The 20,957-nt window shown below is 41.0% G+C and carries 12 protein-coding genes; all 12 read right to left on the bottom strand.

Translation table 11 applies throughout. The annotated features are described in order from the left end of the window. Positions 1-52: 52 nt before the first annotated feature. The 12 genes from istB to V5J77_RS09695 all read right to left on the bottom strand — a co-directional run bounded on the left by istB (position 53) and on the right by V5J77_RS09695 (position 20,805). Positions 53-778 carry an IS21-like element helper ATPase IstB gene (gene istB / locus V5J77_RS09750; protein ID WP_338555580.1) on the bottom strand — a complete coding sequence of 242 codons (726 nt, stop codon included), beginning with the start codon at positions 776-778 and terminating at the stop codon, positions 53-55. A gap of 2 nt (positions 779-780) precedes the next feature. Beyond that, a complete protein-coding gene (locus V5J77_RS09745) occupies positions 781-1,320 on the bottom strand; it encodes a hypothetical protein (RefSeq protein ID WP_338555579.1) in 540 nt (179 codons plus the stop codon). After that, positions 1,311-2,048 (bottom strand): IS21 family transposase, encoded by a 738-nt coding sequence (gene istA / locus V5J77_RS09740; RefSeq protein WP_338556685.1) that lies wholly within the window; start codon positions 2,046-2,048, stop codon positions 1,311-1,313. The genes V5J77_RS09745 and istA overlap by 10 nt, the downstream gene beginning before the upstream one ends. A 478-nt stretch (positions 2,049-2,526) precedes the next feature. Further along, entirely contained in the window at positions 2,527-2,808 is a 282-nt protein-coding gene (locus tag V5J77_RS09735; protein ID WP_338555578.1) for a hypothetical protein, read from the bottom strand. Between the two features lie 85 nt (positions 2,809-2,893). After that, positions 2,894-3,175, bottom strand: a complete 282-nt coding sequence (locus V5J77_RS09730) for a hypothetical protein (protein ID WP_338555577.1) — start codon at positions 3,173-3,175, stop codon at positions 2,894-2,896. A 576-nt stretch (positions 3,176-3,751) separates the two neighbouring features. Beyond that, complete coding sequence (locus tag V5J77_RS09725; RefSeq protein ID WP_338555576.1) at positions 3,752-5,641, bottom strand: Druantia anti-phage system protein DruA; 1,890 nt, start codon at positions 5,639-5,641, stop codon at positions 3,752-3,754. A gap of 73 nt (positions 5,642-5,714) precedes the next feature. After that, positions 5,715-11,270 (bottom strand): DEAD/DEAH box helicase, encoded by a 5,556-nt coding sequence (locus V5J77_RS09720; protein ID WP_338555575.1) that lies wholly within the window; start codon positions 11,268-11,270, stop codon positions 5,715-5,717. After that, positions 11,263-12,336 carry a hypothetical protein gene (locus V5J77_RS09715; RefSeq protein ID WP_338555574.1) on the bottom strand — a complete coding sequence of 358 codons (1,074 nt, stop codon included), beginning with the start codon at positions 12,334-12,336 and terminating at the stop codon, positions 11,263-11,265. Before V5J77_RS09715 ends, V5J77_RS09720 begins: the two co-directional genes overlap by 8 nt. A 2-nt stretch (positions 12,337-12,338) precedes the next feature. Further along, positions 12,339-14,171, bottom strand: a complete 1,833-nt coding sequence (locus V5J77_RS09710) for a hypothetical protein (RefSeq protein ID WP_338555573.1) — start codon at positions 14,169-14,171, stop codon at positions 12,339-12,341. 23 nt (positions 14,172-14,194) lie between these two features. Continuing rightward, positions 14,195-15,853, bottom strand: coding sequence for a hypothetical protein (locus V5J77_RS09705; protein WP_338555572.1), 1,659 nt, complete (start codon positions 15,851-15,853; stop codon positions 14,195-14,197). 322 nt (positions 15,854-16,175) lie between these two features. Further along, the gene (locus V5J77_RS09700) at positions 16,176-16,367 is read right to left on the bottom strand and encodes a hypothetical protein (protein WP_338555571.1); all 192 of its coding nucleotides are present in this window, start codon (positions 16,365-16,367) and stop codon (positions 16,176-16,178) included. Positions 16,368-16,884: 517 nt separating this feature from the next. Next, positions 16,885-20,805, bottom strand: coding sequence for an LAGLIDADG family homing endonuclease (locus tag V5J77_RS09695; protein WP_338555570.1), 3,921 nt, complete (start codon positions 20,803-20,805; stop codon positions 16,885-16,887). Between the last annotated feature and the right edge of the window lie 152 nt (positions 20,806-20,957).

Here is a 20,957-nt window from a genome sequence, read left to right as displayed (position 1 = left end):
AATATGCCTAAATGTGCTAAAAAAATGCCGAGACCGCTTGCCAGTTAAATTGTCACTGCGGTATACGTTCCATCGCTTGCTTGAGTCGGAAGCTATCGCCCGTGAAAGAAAGTATGTGTGCGTGATGCACAAGGCGATCGACCAAAGCAGACGTCAGCTTCGTATCTCCGAAAATCGAGGTCCACTGACCGAACTCTAGATTAGATGTGACGATCACGCTCTGCTGTTCGTAGCAGTCGGCAATCACATTAAACAACAATTCTGAGCCTGTTTGGTTAAACGGGACATAGCCCACTTCATCCAAAATAATCAGATCCATCTTCTTCAGCTTCTCGCGAAAGCGGCTGAGCATGCTCGCCGCAAACTTCTCTTGCAGTAACGACACTAAATCGGAAGCTCGAAAGAATTGAACGGCATGTCCTCTCCTGCAAGCCTCTACGCCAAGCGCAGTCGCCATATGCGTTTTGCCTGTTCCAACCGCCCCCATTAATAGCAGGTTTTCACGCTGCGTCAGCCATCTCATGTCGAGTAACGTCTCAAGCGTACAACTGCCGGGAAATGAGATGTGCTCGCATACGTAACCCTCAAAGGTTTTCAAGTGAGGGAAGCCAACCTGTTGCACGAGTTTCCCTAGCCGGGCTCGTCGTCGTCCTTCACGCTCCGCCAGCAGCAATTGCTCGACAAGCACTTGCGTCTGCTCGTCCTGTTGCTGAGCCACATAATCGACTACATGCGCCAAGCGAAGCTGTCTACACAAGTCTGCCAGTTCCGGCCTCATCGTCAGCTCACTCCCATCAGTCGATCATATTGCTGCAGCGACGCAGTTGCTTGGGACCCTGGAGGGGAGAGCTCCTCGTTCCACACTACCGGTATGCCGCGGTTTAATTGAACAAGTCCGAGTGCTGCCGTTAATTGCGCAACCGTAGCTTCACCGGGCGCTTTCCGTAACACTTCGGCGATCTGTGCCATGGGGTAGATACCGCACCAATGCGCTAGTGCTTGCAGACGCTCCTTACGTAGGGCAAGGTCGGCAACACCAGCATAAACTTGCACCGCCTCCGGTAGTATACGGATGAACTGTGAATGGCCCACGCTGCGTGGCTTTCGCAGCAGATTGGCGAAGACCTGCGCCCACGGCACCTCGGCCGTTTTACCGGTATAGGGACGTGGTACCTCACGCACAAGTGCATGCTCCTTCGTTAAGATTGCGAGTCGGTCCCAGAAGACTTGGATCAACACGTCGCTGCCCGGTTGAACGAGAACTACTAGCGGAATGGTAGTACTTTCAAACCGAATCTCGCCGTACTTGTTCACGACCACTGTGCGCGGTCGGCCTCCCATAATTCGGCGATGCGGACACCCTTAGCGTAGTGCGGTCGCTCGCGGTCCTGTCGAGCTTGCTCGGCGAAATACGTAGCCAATGGCTCATGGTCCTCGTATAGCGGAATGGGTACCGTCCAGTTCCGTTTGGCGTAGCCGCACTTGCTTTCCACATGCCCTTTCTCATGACCGCTGTACGGATTACAAAATACAGCCTCCATTCGGTAATGCGCGCAAAATCGTTGAAAGCCCTCTGTGAGCTGACGCTCACCATACTTCTCGATGTGGACGACTACAGCCGACAGATTGTCGAACCACATGCGCTGCGGAACCCCACCCATTTGCTGAAAGCATTGCTTCATTCCTTCGAGAAAACATTCCTGGTTCTCCGCAGGCGTCGGATAGACAAATGCTGTATTGCTGCAAGGAAAGGACACGACGAGTAGCTTATACGTCATAAGCTGCTGTTTGTGGCTAACCTGAATCGTCGCGAAATCTACTTGTGCTTCGCCTGACGGATGCTCAAGTCGCTCATACGTCTTCGCACGTTCCAGCGCCATTCGGCCCTTCTGTTGCTTGGCGTAAGAGAGAGCGGCTCGCTGGCCACTGGTAAAGGAATGCTCTGCTTGCAGGCGTTGAAAAATCCGAATACCCGTGTGCCGCTGCTTACGTAGGAGGAGTTGATCTTCCTCTAACCAGGTATCCACAATCTCCATGTATGGTCCCATCACCGGGCTGCTGCTCTTGCGTTTGCTTAGTGGTTTGTTCCAATCGCTCTAGTCCGCATATCGCTTGGCTGTTCTCCAATGTATACCCATCTGTCTAGATGTCGCTCACGGTAAATCCTTCTGCTTCCCGTAGAAATTTGATATACTCTTGTTGAGGCATTTTCAGCATTCCTTTCAGTCTCCTTCGTCGAGTTGACACAAACCTAACGATAGGAGGATAGTAGGGTGCTGGCAAGTGTCTCTTTTTCTTTGCCGTTACTTAAGCATTTTTACGCTGCAATACTCAGCACTTTTAGTATGCAATAAACACGAGCACCCATCCAACAACTTCGCTCCTTCATAACTTCATCTTATTATCCTCTATTCGCTCATGTTCGGTTGCTTAGTTCGTTTATGCTATTTAATTCCTAGTTCTATACCTCCTCTTTTTATAAACATACCACTTCCTGGGTTTTTATTACAGCACTACAGAGACAACTTATGAATATAAATTACCTTCAATACTGGGTTTATCATCGACAGATTTATCCTTAGAAAAATATTGGTTTGCACAGCTACTAACAAGAACTTCCCGAGTCTTTTCATGTATTTTTATTAATTGGTTTAAAACAAAAATCCTCTGAACGTTGTCTTGAGTGAACATAAATAGTTGTTTCTTGTAATAATTAATTTCCTGTTGAAAAGGAGCAGAGGATTGATCATTATTTTCATAAATGCTTAGCAATTGTAAATGTAATTTATAAATATCATTATAGTTCATCTTTACAACTCCCTCTGAAAAATACAGTTTATTGATAAATTATTATCCCCATCTTTCGATAAAAAATACTTTTCCAATGATTATGCTAGAGTTTATTCTTTTTCACTATATGACGAAGGTGTCCTATATAAATTCGATTAGGGTCATTCTCGTTATATTTTCGGTTCATCCCTCGTTCAAATTCATCGATTAGTTTTGCAAATTCGCTCACATTTGGCTCAAGCCCGAATACACGTTTCATGCCTTTATAGTGACGAAAAAAGACATTCTTGGCTTGTTCGCCATGATAACCTAATTGTTGAAGTTCCACTATAACACCCTGTGCGTAATGTTTATTTATTAATCTCCTGATTGCAATATAGTCCATAATTTAATCTTCCCCTTGATATAGACTCACTCTACCGTAAATAATATTCAACAAATAGTATTCTCCACTCTTAAGTATTTATCCCGGATAGTATGCATAATTTAGTTAATAAATAGCTTTTATAAGCTGGATAACTAATTAGATCCTGTTCTCTCGGTTAACGCCATATTGACACCTAAGAAAAAAGCCAACCAGAAATCTCTGGTTGACCTGATAATACGCAATTAAGTAATGTGTTTGTCAAAATTGTTATTGCGCTTACTCTATAAATAGCTACCTAGATCTGACAGTATTGCTCAGCTTAATGAGAGGTGTTTTTCTGGATTGCGCTTTGCCTCATCGTTCAAATTTCAATTATGCGCAATCCTGACAAACGAGTTGGATACAGGACTCTCGCCTTTTCATAAGCCTGTCGTCGCGGTTGTTCCAATAGCTTTCTCGCAAGTCTCTAATGCTGATCTAAAGGAAATACAAACTGGATTGTGCTAAGACGATGTTAAGTTAATTAGGCTACCTAGCCAAAAATAGCTGACTTAATAAGTCTCAGGTTTCAACCAAAAATATTTAACTATCGTTCTACTTACTACCCAGCAAAAAGTTGTCAATATTAAAATCATGTAACTGTTGCATTACTCTATGATTTTTAATCCTCATCGATAACCATCGCTCTCTCCAAAAACCACAAATTTCCTCAGTCGTCTGAATCGGATTATTTTGGCATAAGTAATACTCTGGACTATCTTCTTCGCCTCGCAAGTACTCATACGCATTCTCAGCTAACTTGATGCCATATACGATTCTTCTAAAACTGTGATTAAGCAAATAATCGGACGGGAGTCCTAGCGCATCTAACCCTGCCCGTATTAAACGCATTCTAGGGCTAGTTCCTTCCCCAAAAGTATTACTTACTATACGTCTCCCATGTATTTTTGTAGTTAATTCAGAAAAAGATTCAACTGTTTCATCGGAAATATATACGGTACCAAAACCTTTAGTGAGTCCTAAAGATTGATACCCAATTTTATTTAGGGGTTTGCTACTATTGATAGCATGGGATGGAATATTTAGTCTGTTGTATTGACTACTTCCAGACTCGTAAAGACTTGTTGTTCCTAGAAAAACTAACTGAGCAGGTTTTATAACAGGCTCACCTTTCATTGCTGAAGCAATTACTGATACCTGATTTCTATATTTTTTTTCGTAAGCTTGAATGATCTGAGGGCTCATCATTAACAATGCAGTCAACTTACCACCTAACAAAAAGTTGTATGGAGGAACCGCGCCGCAAACGATGATATCCATTATATTCGCTCCAACCTTTTCCCTTTTATTCGACTGTAGCGCTACAGATAAAGCAGATCGTCCACGTGATGTCTGTACGAGTTGTTGCAACGACTCTTGAGGCTCATTTAGATTTAAAAGATTGAAAAAGTCCTGCGCTTTGAATAATTTAAGAAGCGTCTTAGCTCGCTTTTTCTTATAAAACAAACCTCGACAAACATTATTCCAATCAGCATTGTTAAAATTCGAAGTAATTTTAGGCGCTTCAGCAACCGTATCACTTTCACTTTTCAAAAACTCATTTATATCATTTATATACTCATTAACATTTAAGAAATCTATATCTTCATTTATTAAATCTCGTGACTGAATTTCTAATATTGATCTTTCAATGGAGTTCGATAAGCTATTTACCACTTGTTGAGCAGTAAGTTCATCCATGTTTTGAAGACGTTCCCTCAAGCTTTCGATGGTCCATCCTATTTCGTTATCGCGGCAAGTTATCTGTACGATACTACTGCCAAGAGCAGCAATACCTATAACTGGATGATAATCCTGCGCAGAATCTCTCACTAAAACAAAAATGTTTCTACCCGGTGTAGACTTATGAGGTAATGTCCATGTTAATCGGAAATACCTCCAAATATCTAGAAGCCTATATCCAGTGTGCTCATCCCTATCAGTTTTATTTTGGATAATTTGTAAGTAGGGTCTTATTGCATCCGCCTTTTGTTCTTGAATCGTACTTAAAAGCTGAATAACAGGTGCAGTTAAACTCTTTATAGTCACCACTTTCCCCTTATATTTTTTTTGTCTTTCCATTCTCAATATAAACTTTTTGAATGAATCACTTTCTAATTGCTTGTTTCTTTCATAAAATAATGACTCTCTAAGCCACTGCTTTTTTTCTATATTTTCCGGTGTTTCAGGATGTTGAATACTCACTATTTTGTTTTCAATTTTCAAGTCCCATCCCTGTAGAAATAAATCTCTTAATAATAGCAATATGCTTCGGAGCTTAATACTATCTAAAATTTCATTATCCAGTTCTGCAATTTTATTTGTGATCCAATAAGCCCTCTCCTCCCTCTCAGGGATGTCTAGAGCCTGTTCTAATATTTCATTTAGCTTCTTCAAGTTTTCTTCAGATAAAGAAGGCTGTAATACGGTTTTTCTATTAATCATCAATTCTCACCTAACCGCCTAAAATAAAAATGTTACCTCCCACCTTTCGGAGGTAACATTTCTATAAGCAAAATTAACTCTTTTCGATTTTCTCTTTAAACTGTTTATAGACCAAAGATAAGTTTCTTCCTATTAGAAATTCATTAAACAACAATAACTGAGCTTCAGAATAATGTCTTGCGAGAGGATGGAGTTTTTCTATATAATCCTTATCAATTATACTTGGAGCTACACCAAGAACGATCTGACGATTTTGAGAGCTTATCACCCAAGGCACTTGAATTCCATTATAACTCACATTATCTTTACATGTGTAGCCTTCCAATTCTAAAATTCTAACCAATGGCTCAAGAACTTTTCTTTGATGTTCTATTTTCAAAACATTGGGTACCGTAGAATGAATCATGTATCTCAACAAACTTGCGCCTAAACGACGATCCAAATGAAGGTGCCAGTACCTATTTTGATAATGCCGAATACAATCCGTACAAGAACGGTCACACACTTGATGACAGTTTTCTAATAGGTCCAAGGCTTTATTTAGGATCATTGGCAACTTGTGAGCTGCTTGTTCTGCATATCCCGCACCCCCTGCTAAGGAATCAAACATGTAAATATCCGCTCTTAATGGATCATCTGGATTTAATTTCACGAGTCTAAAGCCAACTTTAAACTCCGCAGGATCAATATCTAATTCTCTACTAGCAGATAACAACAAGGCCTCAGAAACTGTTCGCAAGGCGACATTAATGATATGGTTATCAAGATTAAGTTTTACTGAACTAATAAGTGGTTCTTCTATATTTAAACGCAATAGCAACAAATCACTTTTAAAGTCGTGTCCTAAAAATACGTTTTGAAATACACCCTGACATTTGGACGGCACCTGAACACCATAAGTAGGTTCCACTTGATAGGGTCGATCATGAGAAACGTTAGGGGACTTTTTGTCTTCTGGATCAACAACCTTTGCTGCCCCGCATGATTCGCATACATAAAATCCAGCGTTACTCTCATCATTGCCCTTATTAATTGTAACAAGCCATTGATCCTTCGCCTGAACAGAAATCAATTTTTCACCAATTCTTGTCCATTCCCCCATGTCATCCTCAGATAACGGAAGAGGGAATTGTGCGGTTGTAGCATACGTCAATTCTTGTTCATCATCACCTTCTACGATAGCTGCTCCCTTTTCAGGAAGAAATACTTCGGGTATTAAAAGTTTTCCTGAATCAAGTGTGCCTGCACAAACAGGACATGGATCTTTTTCACTTAATTTTTCAGCTTCATCTATGTCACGAACAAATGTACATCTCCTACAGGACACATATTTTCTAAAATTAGACTTCGCTTGGAAAAGCTTTTCTGCTCGATTAATATCCGTGACTCTTGCTGCATTTGCAACAATTCCACCTGATCGATACGTCGTTTTGTCAATAACCACTAACCTCCCAGGCGCATATCCACTTAATGCCTGATCAATAGATTGCTGTGGCAATTCTTTGGTAATTATCTTGAAACTATTTTTACCGTTCTCTTTCTTTACCTCGATTGGAAAACTGCAAAGACTCGTTGGAAATGCATAACTCGGTAAAAAACCTTCATCAAATAAATAACTAAGAAGCTCATTTCTATTGGTGCCGAGATCGAATTCATCTTCATCTTCATTTTCTCCTTCACCAGTCTCGTTATTATTTATGTTAATTGGTAATACAGATTCTAGTTTCGACAACAATTCTTCTATGAAGTCATGCACACATTTAATTTTGTCAGTTGCTATGTTTTCTGGTAACCACTCGATTATACGATTAATAAGAGTGTGATTCTCGTTAATACCTTGTTTAATCCATTCAATAAACTTAAACTTGTTGAATTGGCTTTCTGAATCTACTCTAAAAAAATCTGTGACAGAACCAAGAGCAGCAAATAATGTCTTATCCTCATCTATTTTCATTTCACTTCTATCAATCATTTCATGAAAGAAGGTTTGGAACATAAATGCAAAAACATGCCTTTTAGCAATTTTGATATTATTCACTTTAATCATTGGTAATCGCGGGGAACCTGCTACAATTTTCTCTGGATTTTGAAAATAGTAGCTATCGTGTGGCGCCCCTTCAGCATAAGTAATAACTGTAGACAGTGACGAGCCACGGCGCCCTGCTCTCCCTGCTCTTTGTTGGTAATTTTCACGTTGAGGCGGAACATTTCTTAGTCCAACAGCAACTAGAGAGCCTATGTCAATCCCAACTTCCATTGTAGTGGTACAACTCAGTACATCTACTGAACCTTCTACTAATTCGTCTTGTTCCAATTTTACATCTTGAAAACGCAACTCATATATTTCGTTCGAGGCAAATATTTCACCTGCATCTTTATGTGATAGCTGTGCTGTGTGTTCTTCAGCAGTTACGTACTTAGGCCTGCTTTCATTGCGTATAGACTGCACGACTGGCGTACGTAGAAATCCCTTTCGTGCCTGCACATAGTCATGGGTATCAGGATCAAGAATGATGACATCCTTGTCGCCACAGTTAACACAATACTCTCCCAGTTTAACTGGAGATATAAAGGTACAACAGTTACATTTATACCAATGTGAATCGATGTCGATCTTTAATACAACATCATTACTGTCTATAACATAAGCATCTCCAACCTTATGACACAGTCTCTTACGCAAAATTTCTTGGATACTCGTTACTTCTTCTGGGGTACATTTAAAATATTCTTCTAAGATGAACCTTTGTTCTTCTCCAATCTTCCCTGAACTTGTCCATGAACTTTGCGGGTATCCGGCCGCTTTTCGCCTTATAGAAGCAGATATTTGTGTCTCTAATTCGAAAGCAAAATCCTCCAGAATATCTTCTATATAATAGTTAGTTAAAGCATCTATATGGGAAGCATCTAGTTTATCAGTAATTACCGATACTTCTTTACATATCTTTTGCACCATTAGATTAGTAGGTACAAGATATCCAACCATTGCAGCCCTTAACGAATATTCTTTATTACACAATTGTCGCAGGACTGCTTTATAGTAGCTGGAAGAAGGTCCGCACTTCCATCGCTGCTCTATTGCAAATTCTAAAGATTCATCATAGTCTTCTTTAAAATCTCGAACATGCTTAAGCAATGATATTCTATCCTCTCGATCAAAAAACTGCAGATTGAATTCCGCTACGACCGACACAAAGGCAATATAGAGTTCATCGCTTATCTTGGGGTCTTTATTGCATACTTCTTTATATCGAACAACAGCCAATACAATTGCTTGTCTAAAAGTATCCCATTCAACTTCTCTTGGAATATCTCTCGCTAAGCGAGCTGCTTTCTGTCGTCCATCAGAAAATAATAAAACTTTTCTTCCTCCATTCGGATATTCATTGTTTTCTCTACGTTGTGCTGGTTGATTAAACAATTGAGCCTTAACAAGATTTGCAAACGGAGCCTCTCCCTTTGTTGCCAGATTCATGATTTTACTTCTGTTCTTTTTCCATTTTTTCAAACAGATCGGACAACGTTGAAACAGTTTATCTCCAGATCCGGAACTGATTGGTTTATACACTTTCAGGAAACCTTCTGGTATCAGCGGTTCATTGTTAAATAATTTACCTGAACTGATATCTAACCATGCAGGTACGCTGTTTTCTATATCTCGCTCGTTAGGTTGACCATCAACTAGTAATTGAATTTTATATAGACGATCTTCATTCTCATCATTTACTCCGGTTACATTTGTAGGCTCATGGAGTAAAAAGTCACCATTCTCGCCATGCACATGTCCAACTATAAATGCAGCACCACAATCTCGATGAGTAAACAATTCATAAACCCGGGCATTTTTTTTGCAATTACAATTCAACATAGGAACAGTATGTAAACGCCCTAATATTGATTGCTTTTCTGTTTCATCTGCTCTCTCCTCACAATTCTGATTGGTGCAAGCATATAGACCTGGAATACCTCTAAAAAACAGATGCATTCTTGTAGGCAGCAGGACTTTATTGTCAGCTTTTCTCTTAGCAAGTGCTCCCAAAGCCAAAACAACTTCAGTCGCTTGCTGGGCAATTACTATATCCTCAATAGGGAAGAGTTCGTTTGCTAGACGATGTAATGGCATAGTATTACCACTTAAAGCTTTAATCATCTGCTCAACTGGACCCCATCCTGACAGTTGATAAGAAAGATGATTAACAAAATCATTAACCTCGTTACCTTTAAAGCTATCCATTCCTAATATACCTGCTACAGCATTAAATTCCTTAATCGCAGCCTCCGGTGTTACTAATGTATTCTGAATTACGGAAAGATTTATTCGCGATAAAATTACAGCCTCTTCTGCACTTCCCCTACGTGCTCCATGACGCAACTCCAAATTACCCGTTATCAATTGGAATCTGCGGGATGTTTTTTCATTGATACCTGTAAGTTCACCAGCAAAATTTACAATAGCGTGCTCGTCCGCCTCACTCTTTCCTAAGCTAGCACTTGTGAGTATGCATTTCATTCTATTACGATCAATTCCTAGTCTGGCCATCAACCTTCTTATTAGAAAAGCAACTTCGGCTCCACCAGTTCCACGATACATATGTGCTTCATCTAAAATTAAAATAAGCTTATTTCTATAATCGGCTTCTAGCCATTTTTTTGTTTCCTGAAAAATACTCCTCTCAATTGGACGCATGAGCATGTATTCCAACATCGAGTAGTTGGTAATAAGAATATCTGGGCATAATTTTTGCATTTCATGTCTAGTTAATAATTCCCTATCATTGGGTTGTGTTTCCAAACGAAATTTCCAATTTCTCGAAATTCTAGGTTTCCCTTGATGCTTACCTTTTCTATGTGTTTCATTCTGTTCCTTATGTTTAGCATAGAAGTTGATAAGATCCTTACTAGGCCACTTCCCTTTGGCTTGAAGTTCACGAACTTTATTAGCATCCCCGGCATACTTCAAATAAAACTTTTCAAACAAGGGCTCAATATGCGCTGTGGTCTTCGCAGACTTATGCACTCCCGGATAGGGGGTTTTTGAAGTGTATGACCCAAACTGAACATTTCTAGCTCGACCTTGCTTTAATAAAGCTGCAACTCGCTCATCACCAAACAGTTTTCTTATTCTTCCGAGTTGGTCATTAACCAGTGCATTCATTGGATATAATAGTATTGCTCGGCAACCACGCATTGAAGCTACATTTGGGCGATCAGCAGCTTCTATTGCCAACGATGCTAGAACTGGCATTAAAAAACTCTCTGTTTTCCCTGACCCCGTCCCTGTAGCAACAATTATATCATCATCCTCATTTAAAAAAGCTTCAAGCGCTTTAGCCTGGTGAGTATAGGGACTAGGATATACACCTACACTAGGATTGCTCAATTGTGAGACTTGTAATAAAATGTTTTTGGCTGCATCTGGAATAGTTAATTTTTCATATGATGAGCCTAGTTCATAACTCGGCGTTGCTTCAATAAAAGGTTGTTGACTTATCTGGCCAACTTGATCAAGCAAACGATTTCTCTCTCTAATTAAACTTTCATTTTTAATATGATACGCTGATTCAAGATAAGACCGTAAAGTCTTGTGCAATGCCTTAGAAACTTCAAACGCACCGTATGCATCACTCATTGTGGCTCCTCCTTATACCCAATATCTTATATCCGTGTGATTTCAAAAACTGTTCTACATGTTCATGAACTTGTTCACATACGTAGTACTCAAAAGAATTCTGTTTTAGCGAGAAAACTAATATATGACGTTCTAATGCCTGTGGGAGTGGAGGGTTTACTTTCAAAAAACTATCATTCCAGCGAGCTATTGGAGATCGTCCACTATTTAATTGAAATCCTATCATAAACCATCTAATAGTGTTAGTATCTATGATTGTGAATTCCTTCATCAAATAACCTTCACTAAGTTCTCCCAAGAAATAGCGTCTATTTGAATCTAATGTTTTACAAAGCAATATTCCTGATATTTTTTGTGCTTGAATTGTTCTTTGATCAATCCAGAAAGACCTCTTACCGCGTTCCCTATGCCCAAAAGAATTATACACTTCAAAATCTTCAAATCCTTGAATACTTTGGCTTCCTAAAGTAGACAATTGACGCATTTGCAACGTTATCCAATCCTTAATATTTTCAGGTTTCCATCCTACCCAATTTGAATAATCTTGCCATAAATGCCGATCCATTTTTATTGAGTCAGGTATTCTTTTCTTCTCAACTATTCGCCCGTATCCTGAAATTCGTGCATCAGGGATCATATTTCGTATTAATGTCGTAGATGTTCCTCCAATAATAACTACGAACTCACTTTCAGGTAAATCAATCATACGTAATGGCAAAGGGACATAAAATCCACTTCCCAAGTGAATTACATCACCAATTTTTTCTAAGCACTTACGAACATGTTTAGTAAAATCTGTGTCCTCTTTTAAAGTTGCATCTTTCAATTCAGGCCATATAACCTCTACTTGTTGGCTTAATATATTCTTGATTTTGCGATTGTGTACTCGTTGTATTTTGTCGTTTGAAAAATCACTTTTAAAAGCTATTTCAAAGAGAATGGATCTCCAGTATTCTGTTAAAAACAATTCTCTTTGAAAGTAATCATCTTCAGGGAATGCAACAGTTTGGTGAGACAATGTCAACTCAATAAATCCTTTTGAAGTTAGCACTTTGGGTTCTTCCATGGTTACTGATCTTCCATAGCCATGTGTTTGATAAGTGACTTGCTTCGTTCATCTAACTCTATTTCGTCAAACGGCTGCTCCATCCGTTTCTTGAAATGCAATGAGGTTATTGGAATTAACCAACCATAATTTACAGATGAAAAATTAAAAGAGGAATCTAGTTGAATCATCATTTTATACGTTGCAGCTATTGTTTTACGCCATAGGATGCTGCCCTGTTCAATTATACCTCCAGGTAACAAATCCTCTATTTCCAAATAATCACTAATATCCATATCTGTCTTTAAAAACAACTTTGGGTTGATGACTCCATTGACATAGGGTTCGATATTTTTGTAACTCCACCCAATACTATCTACATTAAAAACTGGACCTATTTCGAGATATTCTTTACTTAAACTTAAAACCGAAGAACCCGTGACCAAAGTTGCCATAATTATGATAGGATAATTCCAGTTTGCTCTTCCTATTATTTGTTCAGCTATATGCTTTTTTAAATTAGAACCATAGATTTCAAAAGCTGACCTATTGATTCCCTCTAATATAATAGCTATCGGTTGATGACAAGACTCCGCTTCATTAAGCCATTGACTAAGTTGTTCTGCTGAAATTAGCTCTTCTATTTGGCCAAATGGGACGCTGATAATCTTTACAACATTCCCACATAGACTAGCAGCACAATATTCTGCTGCAAACATGCTCATCGATCCGCTAAACATAACCATTTGATTGGTAAGGACTGCAGCCAGTACTTCAAAAGCAATTTCTTTTGCATCAGCCAGTTTTATACCCAAACTATTTAAATTTTTTTTCAGATGAATCGTTGCATCCTGGGCACTAGCAAGCTGAATCGGTGGTAGTTTGAATTCAACCTCTTTTATAGTAAGTTGATTGACTTTCTCTGTAGCCACTGCCACCTGAGTAGTTTGGCTATCCCACAGTGTATTTGAGAGTAGTTCTTTCAGATCAAGGCCCTTATAGGATTCCTCATGTCTTGATAGTTTAAATTCTATTTCATTAATTTGTTTTACTAGCTCGTTACTCTGACTAGTTATAACTCCAATCTGTTCCGTCAAATGTTTAAATGTATCTGAAGGAACAGATTCTCGAGTTGCTAATACTTCAATCTCACCTTTCAACTCTAAAACACTTTCTTCGGTATCTTGAGATTGCTTTGCCATGGCGGATGTCTCTTCTCGCAATGTAAAGGCCATCACACTAAATTCTTTGAACTCTTTACTTAGTGCAAACACATTTTCGTCAAATTCTTTAACCAACTTCTGTATTTTATCTTCACTTTTCTTAACATTTGAGACCCATCGCTCCTCTAGTAATTCTAAGCGCGACTGTAGTTTTTTCATAAATGGTGTAGGTGCTAAATTGATTAACCACAAGCTGTCCATGTTCATACTGAATGGACTAAATTTTATCCACTCTCTGATAACGTCTTGTGCCAATTCCCCAATTACTAGCTTATTTAAAACCCTTAATAATTCATCTTGATTGTCTATCATCTTTATTACCAAACTATTAAATTCTTTTATATCTTGATAATTCAGCAAGCTCTTTAATGGCTCATGCGAGTCTGTCCATAATATCCATAGTTTTAAAAATAAACTCCATTCTACATCATCCCAGTGCTCAATTCTTGTAAAGTAAACTCTAAGCCGTATTTCTATATCCTTGCCTGCACGGAAACCTTTTCTTTTAGGCAGTATTTTAATAGCATTCAATAAAGTTCCCGCGGGTAAATTCTCCAAAAATGTTTTGAAATCATCAAATGAATAAGTCTGTATTGCAATTCTTCGATCCTCGGGGTAGACAATTAAACTCATTTCTTTCCATCACCTAGTCTCTATCAGTTTTTTTTAGAAGATACAGTTCGTAAAAATTCAGTCATACACTCCTTTATTTGAGGCAACATTGAAACGTGAATAAATCCTATCTGTGACACCTTAAAAAGCATCTCTTTATCAGATCGATTTAAATATTTTAATCCCTTAAAATCAATTCCATTAAAAATGTCATTCCTAATCATTCCTGCTGTCCGATGCTTTGTGCGCGAACTCAGTAAGATCCATTTCACTTGCTCTCGCCAACTCGTGCTCATTGAAATTGAGCTATTCTCCCTTTCCTTTAACGGCTTTATTATAGAGCATCCAAACCCTCCAGCATCAAGAGAGACATAGTTACCTTGACGTAGTACTTGATTTAAAACTAGAGCAATTTCAGTAGGGCTCTCATTCTTTAATACGGTTTCATTCATTTGTGTATTTAATAAGAGAGCAACGTGACTCGGAAGATTGACATCTGTTAGAGTAAACTTATATTCTTGAATCATTTCAAAAAAACTGGTAGCTTCTTCGGAATGTAAACTGTAGGTCTCTTCTATACCCGAAGAAGAGTATACTCCCTTAAACACAACTCCACTGATTTTTGGGAACGTCTGTATTGTACTTTGACACACTAACTTTAAGGAACTTTGCCTTTCATCATCCAACCATATCTCAGTTCTTCCCACTGGAATACTTCCAATTTTTAATAATGTGGGCATCTCTCCATTTCCTAAATGACGTATCAATTGCATTGCCTCTATGTTTTGAACATGTATAGTTGACCATGCTTTTGCACCGTACTCCCCAGTTATAGCTATGATTACATTATCAGATGGGGAAATCACTATCGCTTCTTGATCATTTACTACACTTGAAACTGGTGATATTAGTCTTAATTGGGGAACAGGAGCAACTACGCTTTTATTAAAAAAATTTCTAATCCATTGTTCTACAAAGCCATCCGAAGAAGTGGGTAACTTAATAATCATAGCAAGCCAATTATTCACTTTTTTTAATTTCTTACAGGAAATATGATACGGCATATCAAAGTAATTCCTTATATTCTGATTACTAAAAACTAATACATAAGTAGCTCCCCATTGGAGCGGAGCATCCTGAAGAAGTCTTCTCCCTCCTAATTTTGAAAAATAGAAGAAATTTATTGTATCTTCATCCAAGCCTTTTACATAATGGGTAACTTTCTTTTTCCAATCGGCTTGTATGTCTCCATTTACTTTTACATTATGAAAATGTGATTGTAATTTAACTCTTACTTTCTTTCCATAACTTCGAACAGACGAAAGTGGGATTGTTCTCTCGCCATCCCATGCAAATGGAATCTTAAGAAACGCCTTTCCCGTATATTGCCCAACTGCGGAAGGTATTTTAATATGTACCGACCAATTTTCCTTTTCTATTTCCACATACAAATCCAAAGTTTTTTCGTATAAGTTATCTATTATTCTATCCTCAACTTTCGATGCATAGATCGTAGGTGGAACATATAATTCGCAATCTTGTATAGTTTGCCCTGAAATATGTGCAAAATGAGCAATTCGTTTTTTTCCTTTTCTCAAAATTGTCTCTTTTCTACATTTGGGACATGTATACGATAAACCCTTTATTGCGTCTGAGGAGAAAGCATGGACATGTTGCAAATTTGAATTCAATGCCCATTCCATAAAAATCACACCTAACTAGTAAACTTGAGTCAATAGACCTACTTTTCTAAAATTCGACACGCCCCGGTCATTTCCTCCATATTTTCCAGCTCTTCTATCAGAAGAAAACTCAAATAAAATTATTAGCAGTCTTGAATTAATCACATCAAAAAAATTATATTGGAAAAGCGGGAGATGGTTGTATGGCGAAAACATCTGAGGGAAGAGCGCTTTTTATCATATTAGAAAGAACCGTAAGTTTATTATCTGACGGTTCTCTCTCGACTGTATTACTTTTCTATTCAAACGCACTTCTACTTCCGTTCTATAATGTGTCCAATATCTAGATCAAGTTTAAAGTTGATAAATTTATATGCAATTCTTCCGTTTGTAAGCCCCTCTTTATCCCACCTTGCAAACCTGCATTAACTTCTTCGTCGGAAGCCATTTTCTTTTCTGCTGTAAACCCATCATGAAACATCAGCCTCTGCAAGTTCTTCAAGCCCGCTTCTGTCAACTTAATGGTTTTGAGCAATTACAGCAATTCATCCTTATATTGCGAGGTGTACGCTTTTAACTCAGTCAGAAGCTTGCTCAAACGCTCACTTCCACCTTCTCCGTGCGAGATAAAAGCTCATTCCATTTTCAAAACGCTTGTACGACGCTTAAACCTTTCGCTACATCCACTCCTAAAACTAGCTTCATAGCAACCTCCCGCTTCATATTTGCCGGCATTCCCACGGTAGTTTCAATTCATAGTTTCGCTTGAGATGAGAGGTCTTTGCCTCTACCAGTTCAAACATAGTAATTAAGGTATTAAAAGAAAAGTTTGTCTAGCGAATTTGGTTGTAATTCTAATTATTTACGGAATTTCACAGTATAAATATACGAATTCATGAATACTCACCGGAAAGTTCATAAATATTCATGCAAATGTATATTTGTTTGGTTTTTCATCTTTAATGAGCCATTTTTGTCAGCACTTAAAACCATATTTGCAGCTTTCATGATCCATCACACAAAAACTCCAAAACGTTTCTTATAAGAAATTTTTAATTACATCGGCTATATCCGCAATTGCTGCACTGCTTGCAGCCTTCCACATTGATAAGTGACGCGGAGCCGCAGGAAGGACAAAGGTCGAGCGAGCTTGCGCTGCTGCGGCTTGTTACTGAATCTGGCTTCATTTTCGTTGCTGATAGGGATGCTGCTGTTGCGGCTGAACCTACCTTTAAATCCATATTAGCTTCAGCTGCTCCACCGCTTTCCTCTCGCTGCTCCACATCCGGCTGCTGCAAATCAGCAGGCGCTATATGCTGCTCCAACGCCTTCGCCACGGCATCCGCGATTGATTCCACACGATTTGCGCCAAACCCAATCGCACCTGTACCGCCGATTCCTTTCAAATGCTTAATTAACAGCTCCACCTTATGACCATGATCGCCATAACGAAGAAATAGCGAGCAGACGCGTCCAAGCGCTTCCGCCATGGCGAATACATCAGAGCCTGCCTTGCCGACATTCAGAAAAATTTCGCCCGGCGAGCCGGACAAATCATTGATCGTAATGTACGCCATGCCGAACGGCGTATTCACCTTGTAGGTGGCGCCGCGCAGCACCTGTGGGCGATTTTTGTACGCTTTGTCCAGCGTTTTCTTACTCACAGCTGTTGAAGCTGTTGTTGAGGCTGTTGCTGAAGCTGTTGCAGTTGCTGCGCCTGCTGCATCCCGTATACTCACCGCACTTGAAGCTACTTGAGAGGCTACTTCCTCAATAATAGCATTGGCACGATAATCATCCTGTCGGGCTTCTTTATCCTCGCTATCCGCTTCTGATGACGGCTGTAGCTCCACTTCCTTCTCTTGTTTTTTCTCCTTCTCCTCCGTCGTAGACAGCACCTGCACATCCCTGCTGCCGTCGCGGTAAATGGTGACGCCCTTGCAGCCTAGATCGAACGCCAATTCGTAAAGCTCCTTCGTCTCCTCCACCGTAAAATCATTCGGGCAATTCGCCGTCTTCGAAATCGAGCTGTCCACCCAGCGCTGAATCGCTGCCTGAACCCGGATATGATCCTTTGCAGACAAATCCATCGCAGCTACAAAATAATCCGGCAGCTCCTCGTCAGGATGCGCGTCCTTCCACTGCTGGGCAATTGGGACAAGCTGCTTATCATACCCAAGTCTGCTTTGGCGGAAATACTCAAAAGCAAAATACGGCTCAATGCCCGTCGAGGTACCGACCATCGTTCCGGTGCTTCCCGTCGGTGCCTGCGTCAGCACCGTGACGTTGCGAATGCCATGCTGCTCTACCGCAGCCCCAACCTCGGGATAATGCGACGTCAAGCTACGCATAAACCCGCTTTGCAAAAATTTATCCGCCTCGAATGCAGGAAAAGCGCCTTTCTCCGCTGCAATTTCTGTCGAAGCAAGATAAGCCTCGCGAGCCATAAACCCATACAGCTTATTTAGAAAATCTAGCGATTCCGCGCTGCCGTAACGGATTTGCAGCTTAATCAGCAGCTCCGCAAGCCCCATCGTGCCGAGCCCGACGCGGCGCTCGCGCTTCTGGTTCGCTTCATTTTCAGGAAAATGATAAGGTGTGGTGTCAATGACGTTATCGAGAAAACGCACCGACCACCGCGTCACCTTCGCCAGCTCCTCCCAGTCCACATCATGCTGCTGCTCATTATAGAAACGCGATAGATTGACCGCTGAAAGATTGCAGACGCCCCAGCCCGGCAGGCCCTGTTCACCACAGTTGTGTGCAACCATTCCGCCAGCTAGAAGAGAATGGGTAATAGGCTCCGTAATATCGTAAACGGTGACGGTTTCTCCCGCCTTTACCGAAGTGACCTTAGACAGAAACTTTTCCGTTTTACGTGATCGCCGAGCAATTCGCTCTAGCGCCTCTTGTTTTCTAGTGACATAACGAAATCCAATCTGTTCTTTAAAGGCAACAATATTGTTCCCGGTCATGATGAGCTCATAAAAGCCGCTGCTTTCATACGTACGGTGCTCGCCAGCTTTTGTCGTGTATTGGAACTGCGTTTGCGCTTTTTTGGGGCGAGCATAGATCGAACTGTGAATACCGTAATTGAGCAGCAAAAGCTGAACACCCTGTAGCAGCTTTCGTGAAGCAGACGTTAGCCGAACCGTGCGCCGCATTTCATCCCGTTCATAAACCGTTCCATCTGCACTAAAAAGCCCTTGCAGAAATGCCGTTACGGTAGCTTCTGACGATGTGAATACTGCCTCAGGCACTTCCTTCTCTGGAGCCTTGACAGCTTTAACGCCCAGCTCATACAGTTTTTCCAGCAGCTCTTTATGCCACCAATATACCTGTTTTGTCCCATTTGTTCGATCATACACCTTCGCCTTAACACCAGTAATCCTCTCACCAGCCTCGACTAGCAGACTTACTGCCTCTTCATCCCCGCCACCAAAAACCATGCCGATATCCCCGCTTCTAGATATCCATCCGTCGCCCGTTAACCAACCTAGAAACAATCCCCAATGCTCGCCCAGCTCATCTTTCGCTGCAAAATGACCTTTACCGGATTGGACATAAACGTAATCCTCTTGGGTGAGGTGCTGCGCTTCCTTCCAGCCCACGTTCGTATATAAGCGATGGTCTTTCGTGACGCTTATATCCATTCCATTTTGCAAGGATACGACGACCGTCGCTTTCTCTCCTGTAGGAAACACCCTTGCTTGCCGCATCTTCACACCGGGAACCTCATAAGAACGGCTACCGACAACTTTTGCTTGTTCGACCAAACGCGCATCGGTGCCGACAAGAAAGCTATTTCCCGCTGTTTTTTTATACAATTGCTCAATCGCCATCAGCCCGTATTCCGTAGAAATTTTTGTGCCCGGATGGAAGCATGGATTCGTACTAATAATAGGATTAAAATACCAGCTATTCGACATCTGATTATAATACTCCATAAAAACGACGCCGGGCTCTGCCGATTTCCACGCTGATTCAATAATTATGTGCCAGATTTCACGGGCGCGGACTGTTTTGTACAAAATCACCTTTTTGCCGAGTGCCCGCCAAGCATCCAAATCTCCTGTCCAAAGCTCGTTGTACTGTGCATCCTTCGTATCGGGGAAGACGAGCTCCCACTCTAAATCCTCCTTCACCGCTTTCATAAAAGCATTGCTCACGCATACCGATAAATTGGCATTCGTTACCTCGCCCATCGTCTGCTTGACCGTAATGAAATCCAGCACATCGGGATGCCAGTCGTTGATCATAAGCATCAAGGCGCCGCGGCGGCTGCCGCCCTGCTCAATTAATCCCGTCGTATAGCTAAACAGCCCGCCCCATGACACCGCCCCGCTCGATGCGCCATTTACCCCTGCCACAATAGCGCGGCGCGGTCGCAGCGACGACAGATTAATACCTACCCCGCCCCCGCGTGCCATAATTTCCGTCATTTCCGACAACGTCTGCATAATGCCGCCGCGGCTATCTGCCGGAGAAGGCAGCACATAACAATTAAATAGCGTAAGCTCCTCGCTGGCACCAGCCCCTGCTGCAATTCTGCCGCCCGGCACCAGCTTCCAGTCGTCCAAAATATAACGAAAGCGCTCGGTCCATTCCGTACGCTTCTGCTCGCTGCCCTCGACTCCGGCAACCGCCTTCGCCAAGCGATTCCACATTTCCTCCGGCGTCTGCTCGATGGTCAGCGTCAGCTTCTCAACCGTAGTCGTTACACGCCCGCCGTTTCGTAGCTGCACCTCCACCTGCTCACCTTCACGAGCCACAATCTCTCCTACTTCCTTCGTAGGAAACTTAGGATCATCCTTAGTCAGCACAAGCACAAGGTCTCCACGCTTAGCGCCGCTGGAATCCGCATTTTTCCAAGCATAACGATCGAGAAAAATTTTCTCGCTGAGCCCCTCCAGCCTGCTGCTGCTTTTCCTATTTCCATTCAAGCTGTCATATAAGCCTGGACTGTTCTCCATAAGTAGCCCCACCTCTCCTCAACTTAAACCCATCTATTACCCGCTAACTAGTCCCTTTCCCGTCGCTAATCCCAATATATTGTGTCTAAAATTCATTATATCATACCACATATTGTGTTCGCTTCGCATTTCCAGCCAAAAACGCCCAATTT

The sequence above is a fragment of the Paenibacillus sp. KS-LC4 genome, from assembly GCF_036894955.1.
Classification (GTDB): domain Bacteria; phylum Bacillota; class Bacilli; order Paenibacillales; family Paenibacillaceae; genus Pristimantibacillus.
Note: the sequence above shows the minus strand (reverse complement) of the source record. Positions and strands in the feature narration are given on the sequence as shown.

What these genes read in the sequence shown, in the direction of transcription:
- istB (WP_338555580.1), bottom strand. Translation starts at nt 778, where the DNA reads ATGAGGCCGGAACTGGCAGACTTGTGTAGACAGCTTCGCTTGGCGCAT.
- V5J77_RS09715 (WP_338555574.1), bottom strand. Translation starts at nt 12,336, where the DNA reads ATGGAAGAACCCAAAGTGCTAACTTCAAAAGGATTTATTGAGTTGACA.
- V5J77_RS09705 (WP_338555572.1), bottom strand. Translation starts at nt 15,853, where the DNA reads ATGGAATGGGCATTGAATTCAAATTTGCAACATGTCCATGCTTTCTCC.
- istA (WP_338556685.1), bottom strand. Translation starts at nt 2,048, where the DNA reads ATGGGACCATACATGGAGATTGTGGATACCTGGTTAGAGGAAGATCAA.
- V5J77_RS09735 (WP_338555578.1), bottom strand. Translation starts at nt 2,808, where the DNA reads ATGAACTATAATGATATTTATAAATTACATTTACAATTGCTAAGCATT.
- V5J77_RS09725 (WP_338555576.1), bottom strand. Translation starts at nt 5,641, where the DNA reads ATGATTAATAGAAAAACCGTATTACAGCCTTCTTTATCTGAAGAAAAC.
- V5J77_RS09720 (WP_338555575.1), bottom strand. Translation starts at nt 11,270, where the DNA reads ATGAGTGATGCATACGGTGCGTTTGAAGTTTCTAAGGCATTGCACAAG.
- V5J77_RS09695 (WP_338555570.1), bottom strand. Translation starts at nt 20,805, where the DNA reads ATGGAGAACAGTCCAGGCTTATATGACAGCTTGAATGGAAATAGGAAA.
- V5J77_RS09730 (WP_338555577.1), bottom strand. Translation starts at nt 3,175, where the DNA reads ATGGACTATATTGCAATCAGGAGATTAATAAATAAACATTACGCACAG.
- V5J77_RS09710 (WP_338555573.1), bottom strand. Translation starts at nt 14,171, where the DNA reads ATGAGTTTAATTGTCTACCCCGAGGATCGAAGAATTGCAATACAGACT.